Here is a 7,835-nt window from a genome sequence, read left to right as displayed (position 1 = left end):
CCAGTAACTCCGGTAGCTCCGGTAACACCTGCGGCTGCCAATAACGTATAGTCTGGCGACGTATCTGGTGTACCTGTTGGTGGTGCTGTATTCACAACATAGGTTCCACCTTCATATGTCACCACTTGACCTACTGGATAGGTTGGCGCTGTTGCTGGGTCAAATGTCAGAATACCAGTTAATCCTACACCGGTTACTCCGGTGGCTCCTGTGACTCCTGTTGCCCCTGTATCACCAGTTATCCCAGTTGGGCCTGTGACGCCGGTTGCACCAGTTTCTCCTGTCGCTCCTGTGATCCCTGTTGCTCCTGTGCCAGTAGCTCCGGTTGGGCCAATTTCCCCCGTCGCTCCCGTAACACCAGTGGCTCCGGTTGGGCCAATTTCTCCCGTAACTCCTGTGACGCCGGTAGCTCCGGTTGGACCAACTTCCCCCGTTGGTCCTGTCACTCCTGTTGCGCCGGTGGAACCCGTGACTCCTGTACCGGTTGCACCCGTAACGCCAGTCGCTCCTGCAGCGGCCAATAACGTATAATCTGGTGACGTATCTGGTGTGCCTGTTGGCGGCGCCGTATTGACGAGGTAAGTTCCTCCTTCATATGTCACCACTTGACCTACTGGATATGTCGGCGCTGCCGCTGGATCAAACGCTGTGACGCCGGCTAGACCTACTCCCGTCGCTCCTGTGATTCCTGTTGCACCGGTTGCTCCTGTTGCTCCCGTATCACCAGTTGGACCTGTGACACCGGTTGCTCCTGTTGCACCGGTGGTACCCGTTGCTCCTGTGACTCCTGTGCCAGTAGTTCCGGTTGGGCCAATTTCTCCCGTCGCTCCCGTAACACCAGTGGCTCCGGTTGGGCCAATTTCTCCCGTCGCTCCCGTAACACCAGTGGCTCCGGTTGGACCAATTTCTCCTGTTGCACCCGTGACGCCGGTGGCTCCCGTTGCTCCAGTTGCACCCGTACCGGTAGCGCCTGTAACGCCAGTCGCGCCTGCGGCGGCTAATAACGTATAATCTGGTGATGTATCTGGTGTACCTGTTGGTGATGCTGTATTCACAAGATACGTTCCACCTTCATATGTCACCACTTGCCCCAATGGGTATCCTGGCGCTGCTGCAGCATCATACGGTACGACTCCTGTTAAACCCACGCCGGTGGCGCCTGTGGCTCCAGTTGGACCTGTACCTGTTTCCCCCGCTGCGGCTAATAATGTATAATCTGCCGACGTATCCGGCGTACCTAATGGCGGTGCTGAATTGACCACGTACGTACTGCCATCGTATGTCACCACTTGACCTACTGGGAAGGTTGGTGCTACTGCTGGATCAAATGCCAAGATACCTGTTAAACCTACGCCTGTTGGACCGATTGGACCTGCTGGACCTGCTGGGCCTGCCGGACCCGCTGGACCCACTGCACCCGCCGGACCTGCTGGGCCTCTTCTTCCTCTCCCGCCTGGCGGACCTTGAATCACACAAACACAAGGATCTTTTCCGCAGCAAGGATTTTTCACTGGTTTCCTTGGCTTTTCTGCTATCCCTTTCTTACAACTATCACATTCCCAGCCATCATCCTTATACGCATCATACCAGCTTCCTTTTTGGTAGTGGTCTGTCGAATGAGTTGGATATGTCTTACCACATTGCCTACATTTTTTCATGGAATCACCCCCATCCATCGTATTCATCATGACTGGGAATGGTGTATGTACACTTTTATTTTTTAAAATAATCAAAAGACCTTGCACTTTCTTGCACAAGGTCTTTCTTTCATTAAAGTCTCATCGTCATTTTTAAATCTTTTCCTACCATACTATAATCCATATCTACCGGCCGGATGGCTTCTTTTAATGTTTTCGTACCTTCTCCTTCAAAGAAAGTAGGTGCATCTTTCCCTCCAATTAATAATGGTGCCATATAAATAATGACTTCGTTCACAAGGGACGCTTCTAAAAAGGATGCGCTCACACTGCCTCCCGCCTCTACAAGCACCGACATCACAGAGCGCCTTTTCAGCATACGTAACACCGCATGAAGATCTGTCCGATTTTCTCCGCTTGTGACAAATACTTGATGTCCTTTTTGCACCAGTTGATGGTATTTTTTTTGATCATACTTGTTTGAGGTACAAATGATGGTTTCTGCCATATGATCATTTAAACATTTCGCATGAAGCGGAATCCTTAATGTGGAATCTAAAATGACACGAATAGGCTGTGTCACGATTGAATCTTTCACAATAAGGCCTGCATCATCTTGAATAATGGTTTCGACGCCTGTTATCACAGCATCTGCTTCTTGACGTAATTGCTGCACTTCATTCCTTGCTTCTGTCCCTGTAATCCATTTGCTTTCTTGATGAGCTGTTGCGATTTTCCCGTCTAATGAAATGGCTGTTTTTAATATGACATACGGAAGGTCTGATTGTATCGAATGAAAAAAAGGGAGATTTAAGCTGTCCGCTTCCCGCTTACATACCCCTTCTTCTACTTCTATCCCTGCTTGTTTCAACATCGTGACCCCTTTACCTGCTACAAGTGGATTTGGGTCCCCAGTGGCAATGACCACACGTTTCACCCCGCTCTTTATAATGGCTTCTGAGCAAGGACCTGTTTTTCCTTGATGCGAACAAGGTTCAAGCGTCACATACATATGAGCTCCTTTCGCCTTATCTCCTGCCATTTGCAGCGCATGAATTTCAGCATGCGGCTCGCCCGCCTTCATGTGAGCACCAATTCCCACGATCTCACCTTTTTTGACTACCACTGCCCCGACAAGCGGATTTGGCGAGGTTTGTCCTTTCATGGCCTTTGCGTTGGCAATTGCTAGCTTCATATAAAAAACATCGTCTTTCATGTAAGTCTCCTTTCCTCTCTTTCAAGGGAAAGAACTCCTTCAGGGAATGAAGGAGTTCTATTCTCATGTGCTATATTTTTTCCATCCGTTTCTTTTCAGATCGATCATAGTAAGGCAAGGAATAAAAAAGTTTATAAGATGCTCGTTGTTTACAAAAACAGCATTTGCGACATTCATATTTATTAATGAGGAGCACATGCGGACAATTGAGTACAGACAGACCTTTTTTCATATGTTCCTTGCAAACACTTATCATGAGAATCCCCCGCTTACATTCTTTTTCTTAATGAGAGATTACTTCTTTCGGAAATTGGTCAAATAAGCGTAGTACTTCGGTATGCGTCCCATCTTCTCGAACGTGATAAATTCCGCCGTCATATGAGCTTGCATATACATCATTGCCTAATTGTCTAATGGCACTAATCCCATTTTGGGCAATTCTAATTGGGCCGGTGTTGACACCCAGCTCTGGATTCCACACAACGATATAGCCCCAATAATCACCGCTTACAATATAGCCTGAGTCTGTGACTGTGACCGATTTAATTGAATACTGGTGTTCGTTATGCTGGTCTAAAATTCTTCCTGTATACAAATCAAACAATCTCACATTCTTGTCGCGGCTAACAATGGCGATACGGTCTCGTTTACTATCAATAAAGACATCATTTAACAGCTCTGTCGCACCAATGTACTCCGCTTTTAAGGACAAACTCTTTTTATCTAAAAGACAGATGGTTCCTTCAACTGCTGCTGTGATGATAAGATCTCCTTCTACCTTTAATGCTTTGACCGCACAATCGTGTGCTTTGGAACGGCCGATTTCCTTTAAGTGTTCTGTCGAAATGACATGGACATAACCGCCGTAAGTTCCAATATAAAATTGACGATCCTCCTCGTGGAAATACACGCTGTTGACCGGACCTGTGTTAAGATCAAACGAAACCATTTGCTGTAATGACTCATGAACAATATGCACCTGACTTGCATGGTCTCCCCACGCATAATAGCTTCCATCCCGTGCAACAGCTACTCCATTTGTTAAAACGCCCGTCGATTTGGCAATTTCAATCCCATTTTTTCTGAATTTTCCATCATCTGATGCGGTAATAATATCACCTGCATCAGTCAGCGCAATATCATTGATAGATGGCGTCGCCATTTCGATCTCATCTGATATGACTTTGCCCTTTTCGATCGACCATTCACAATATGTTTTTCCAAAGCTGGCTCCTAGTATTGACTTCTCATCCTCTGTCCAGACAAGCGAGCGCTCCCACTGATATTTATGAGGCAGCAGCGTATCGACTAAATCACCTGTTTCATAATTCCACAGCTTAATTAAATGGTCGTAGCCTGCTGTCAGCAAGTAATTGCCGCTTGGAGAAAAATTCACGCGCTTGACGCCCTGTAAATGGGCTTTAATGATTTTCTTCTCCTGTAAAGTAGCTGCATCGTAAATAATAACGGTGCCATCATCTCTGCCAAGTGCGAATACTTCTTTTTGATTGCTGCCGCTGATCGTATCGAGCTCATAATCAAACGGGCCGATTTCCCCTACAATTTCTCCGGTTTCATACAGCCATACAAGGACATATCCATCATCACCTGTTGTATAAGCTTTATCACCATGTATCCATACAGCTAATACATCCTTGCTATGGCCATGGAATTCTCTTAAAATAGCGCCCGTTTCGATATCCCAGACTAAGCATCTTCTATCTCTGGACACGGATACAAGCAAAGTATCCTGCTTCGCAAAAGCGACGGCTTCTACATCATCTGCATGACCAAACAACGTGCGGATTCGGGTATTTGTGCCAGTATCATACAATTGAATGGTATAGTCTGACGATGCACTCGCTAAATACTTTCCGTTTTCAGAAAGAGATATGGAATTAATGATATGCTCGTGACTGCCAATAAACGTTCCTTCTCCCGTCGCCCGGTTCCACTGATAAATACAGCGGTCATAGCCGCCAGTGTAAACAATTTGGTCGTGCTGAGTTGATAAAACAGATGTAATTGGTCCTCTATGCATAGTTTTACACTCCCACCTTTATATATTGTTTTTGACGAGTCACTAAACGAAAACCAGTAAATCGAAAAACAGGATCTGGGTGCTTCCCGTGTCTTCTTGCGACTCTGCATAAATCTCCACCTCTTGCGAAAGAGCCGCCTTTTAAAATGTAGTAATCACTTCCGAGTGTTTCCGTTAAATCATCGACGACCTCGATGCCGCCTTCATATACGTGATATCTGGTGTTGACCCATTCCTCGACGTTGCCCCCCATATCATAAAGACCAAATAAAGATCGGCCCTTTTCGTAATGACGGACAGGCGTCGTTTTTTCAATATTTGATTCGTGCGTATTGCAGTAAGAAGGATCAAACTCATCTCCCCACGGGTATTGATTTCTCGTGTTTCCCCGGGCAGCATACTCCCATTCTTCTTCAGTAGGAATCGAAACATCAATCCCAAGTTTCCCGCTCAGCCACTGACAGAACGAGAAAGCATCCTCAATGTCCATGCCCCAAGCTGGATGATCTTTTCCCCCTCCAAGCTCTTCGTTCGTTAAACTCTCTGGATATGTCTGGCCTGTTTCATCACAATAGCTTTGATACAATTCATTGCTGACGACCGTATCTGAGATAAAAAATTCGTTAATATACGGCTGATAGGATGGAAATTCTTTGTACAGCCATTTTTGAAACTTTTTCTCACGGCCGTAGGTTGGATTGAGCAGCTTGTCCTTCCAGAATTCTGCTGCCTTTTTCATATCTTCTTCATTACTTCCAATCGTTGCATAGCCGCTTGGGATTTGAATCCAATTGATATCAGGTTTCACGCTTTTCTCCCGCCTTCTTTCAATAAACTCGTCTATTGATTAATTAATTTCTTCTCATCGACCATATGCCCTGAGGCTGCTTTTGCCTTTAAATAGGCTTCATTGTAGAGAGAGGCTTCGACCGTATGATCAAACCGCAAAACAGGAAGACCATAAGCTGCAATAGAATCGACTTTATCTGGATTGTTCGTTAGTAAATGCAATGGTTTCCCTTTGTTTAAATAGTGCAAAACAGCTGCTGCTTCCTCGTAATGCCGATCATCATCCCCGCAGCCGATCAGGCGGTTGGCTTCAAAAGTATCCAGCTGCATCTCCTGTAGTTTATACGTCAACGCTTTTGCCATCAGCCCAATAGACCGACCTTCTTGATTGGCCATATACACAAGCATGCCTTTTCCGTAATCGGTGATTTTCTTCAGCGATAATGCAAGCTGTGGACCACAATCACATTTCAGTGATCCAAACACATCCCCTGTTTGGCAGACACTATGGATTCGCACAAGCGGCGGCCGTTCATTTTCAAAGTCGCCAAATAAGAGACAAGAGGAAAAGGTTTGCTGCGCGGTACTCATTTGGACAATAGATTCGATTGTTGGTTTTGTATCCCGTTCAACAGGCGCGAAGGCATACCACTTAAATGGCACTTCTTCATGTTGAATGGAAATTGGCAAATTCACAGGCCCCACGAGCAAATAGTGTTTATCTTGAAAGGTAAAATGATGAATCATTGATTGTAATTCATCTACAAACTTGTTCATTTGTCTCCCCCCTATTCATCACTGCACCCAAATCGACTCCCATAGCGCAGTGATGGAGTGATGAATATGTGTACGCACTCCCTCAGCCTGTGTGTTCCCGCAGAAGGAAATGGATGTGCAGTGTCTCTCATCGTTTTAGACCTTGTCCTTTTCCAGTACAAAGGAGCAGAAATCTTGGTTCATATGCTTTATTTTCTGTCAGAGCAGCAAACGCCCTTGATTGGCAGCCGCTCTTTCTTCCCATGAACACCTCTGCTAGCTTTGAATCACTCACCTTTGTACTAGATTTTGACGGCAATGACATGATGCTGGCTTATTCCGGCCTTCGCTTGTAACGGTGATATGGATACAAGCTCAAGACCTGATGTACAAATTTTTTCGCCAAGCTGAGAATCTGAAAATGAAAAATGGAAACGGCCATCTTCCCCGATTAATCCTGTTTTCCACTGTTCTCCCCAGACAACAAGTGAAAAGACACCGCCTTCATGAAGTAAAGAAGAGACCTGTTTTAAATAACGTTCATGATCATCAGGATGTTGATGATGAAAGCAGCCATGATCTAAAATTAAATCAAACTGCATCCCGCGTCCCTGATCCATGGACCATGACATAAAATCTTGATGAACAAAATGGACAGGAACTGTTTCTCTTTTCTGTAACCCTTCCCACTCCTCATGCTCATACAGGTCGATACCGACATATGCGGAAAGCCCGCTTAAATGTTCTAGTGCACGGCCGTTGCCGCACCCGATATCCAGCACAGAAGCAAGTGCATTCTTTTCCCTTGAACGCCATGCCTTTAATGACATCACTGCTGCGTCTGTTAAGGATGGATCAGTAGACCACATATCTGTTCTTTGCTCATAATGCTCTTGGAATGCCATGCGCATCTTTTCTAAATAAAGTCCGCTGTCTTCATGGTACAAAGCCTTTTTCATCATGAAACCTCCTTCAATTCACAATCTTCTTTTCGGGCAAAGGTGGTTTTCAAGCCAAAAACCTTATGTTAAAATGAAAGATGGATTTTTTAGGAAAATCTGTTTTTCTGAAAAAGGAGAGAAGCACCCCACATGTTCACTCTTCTTTTTCAGCATTCATCCTCATATGCAGCCGTTCGAAGGCCGCATCGCCTCAGCTTGTTCTCTCTTTTTTTCATATGAGTTCACCTCCTTCACCGTTCGATCAACTCACATTTTTTATTGAAACCGCTTTCTCTTTTTTATAAGGACTTAACGTCTTTTGACAATCTCTTACACTGTGCTTTTAGTAGAAAGATGAATCTACTGTTTAGAATGGCGATCATTTTTTCTTCAAGTAAACGACGATTTGTTCTGTTCTAGTAGACATTTTTGTATCTAAGAAGCGCTTACGCTTT

General features: G+C 45.2%; 5 protein-coding genes and 1 pseudogene. All 6 read right to left on the bottom strand.

Annotation, left to right across the window (positions count from 1 at the left end; genetic code table 11):
- A pseudogene (locus tag AWT60_RS18650) lies at nt 1-1,658 on the bottom strand (exosporium glycoprotein BclB-related protein); the annotation flags it as partial.
- Between the two features lie 112 nt (nt 1,659-1,770).
- Nucleotides 1,771-2,853: a bifunctional diaminohydroxyphosphoribosylaminopyrimidine deaminase/5-amino-6-(5-phosphoribosylamino)uracil reductase RibD gene (gene ribD, locus AWT60_RS09875; protein WP_218677194.1), complete on the bottom strand. Its 1,083-nt coding sequence runs from the start codon at nt 2,851-2,853 to the stop codon at nt 1,771-1,773.
- A 283-nt stretch (nt 2,854-3,136) separates the two neighbouring features.
- Nucleotides 3,137-4,894 (bottom strand): WD40 repeat domain-containing protein, encoded by a 1,758-nt coding sequence (locus AWT60_RS09870; RefSeq protein ID WP_218677193.1) that lies wholly within the window; start codon nt 4,892-4,894, stop codon nt 3,137-3,139.
- Nucleotides 4,895-4,898: 4 nt separating this feature from the next.
- On the bottom strand, nt 4,899-5,702 hold the full coding sequence (locus AWT60_RS09865; protein ID WP_087976414.1) for a formylglycine-generating enzyme family protein: 804 nt from the start codon (nt 5,700-5,702) through the stop codon (nt 4,899-4,901).
- 32 nt (nt 5,703-5,734) lie between these two features.
- Complete coding sequence (locus AWT60_RS09860; protein ID WP_024424596.1) at nt 5,735-6,460, bottom strand: GTP cyclohydrolase II; 726 nt, start codon at nt 6,458-6,460, stop codon at nt 5,735-5,737.
- Between the two features lie 281 nt (nt 6,461-6,741).
- Nucleotides 6,742-7,398, bottom strand: a complete 657-nt coding sequence (locus AWT60_RS09855; RefSeq protein ID WP_024424594.1) for a class I SAM-dependent methyltransferase — start codon at nt 7,396-7,398, stop codon at nt 6,742-6,744.
- Between the last annotated feature and the right edge of the window lie 437 nt (nt 7,399-7,835).

The sequence above is a fragment of the Bacillus sp. F2HM genome (assembly GCF_019266135.1).
Taxonomy (GTDB): domain Bacteria; phylum Bacillota; class Bacilli; order Bacillales; family Bacillaceae; genus Bacillus; species Bacillus safensis.
The sequence above is the reverse complement of the archived record's forward strand: the minus strand, read 5'-3'. Positions and strand labels throughout refer to the sequence as shown.

Bases quoted from the DNA above. Each gene is read 5' to 3' on its own strand.
- ribD (WP_218677194.1), bottom strand. From the start codon at position 2,853: ATGAAAGACGATGTTTTTTATATGAAGCTAGCAATTGCCAACGCAAAG.
- AWT60_RS09870 (WP_218677193.1), bottom strand. From the start codon at position 4,894: ATGCATAGAGGACCAATTACATCTGTTTTATCAACTCAGCACGACCAA.
- AWT60_RS09860 (WP_024424596.1), bottom strand. From the start codon at position 6,460: ATGAACAAGTTTGTAGATGAATTACAATCAATGATTCATCATTTTACC.
- AWT60_RS09855 (WP_024424594.1), bottom strand. From the start codon at position 7,398: ATGAAAAAGGCTTTGTACCATGAAGACAGCGGACTTTATTTAGAAAAG.